This window comes from Carboxylicivirga litoralis (assembly GCF_025499605.1).
GTDB lineage: Bacteria > Bacteroidota > Bacteroidia > Bacteroidales > Marinilabiliaceae > Carboxylicivirga > Carboxylicivirga litoralis.
Window position 1 is genome coordinate 1 of record NZ_JAFMVC010000107.1, and the last position, 751, is coordinate 751.

The 751-nt window shown below is 48.1% G+C and carries 1 rRNA gene; it reads left to right on the forward strand.

Features of this window, described 5'->3' with window-relative positions:
• A 23S ribosomal RNA gene (locus J1N10_RS20955) occupies positions 1–751 on the forward strand; the annotation flags it as partial.

The window sequence follows — 751 nt, forward strand, 5'->3', positions numbered from 1 at the left end:
AAGGCTAAATACTCCTGAGAGACCGATAGAGAACCAGTACCGTGAGGGAAAGGTGAAAAGCACTTCGAACAGAAGAGTGAAAAAGTACCTGAAACCGTGCGCCTACAAGCGGTTGGAGCGGATTAATTCCGTGACAGCGTGCCTTTTGCATAATGAGCCTACGAGTTACTTCTCACTGGCAAGGTTAAGACTTTAAGGGTCGGAGCCGAAGCGAAAGCGAGTCTGAATAGGGCGCTATAGTCAGTGGGAGTAGACGCGAAACCGTGTGATCTACCCTTGGTCAGGTTGAAGCTGTGGTAACACACAGTGGAGGACCGAACCAGTTGACGTTGAAAAGTCTTTGGATGAACTGAGGGTAGGGGTGAAAGGCCAATCAAACTCGGAAATAGCTCGTACTCCCCGAAATGCATTTAGGTGCAGCCTATGATTAATCTTACAGAGGTAGAGCTACTGATAGGACGCGAGGGTTTCATCGCCTATCAACTCCTGATAAACTCCGAATGCTGTAAGATGATGTCATGGAGTGAGGGCATGGGTGCTAAGGTCCATGTCCGAAAGGGAAAGAACCCGGACCATCAGCTAAGGTCCCCAAATGTATGTTAAGTTGACCAAACGCGGTGTTGTTGCTTAGACAGCTAGGATGTTGGCTTGGAAGCAGCCATTCATTTAAAGAGTGCGTAACAGCTCACTAGTCGAGCGACGATGCATGGATAATAATCGGGCATAAACATACTACCGAAGCTATGGATTG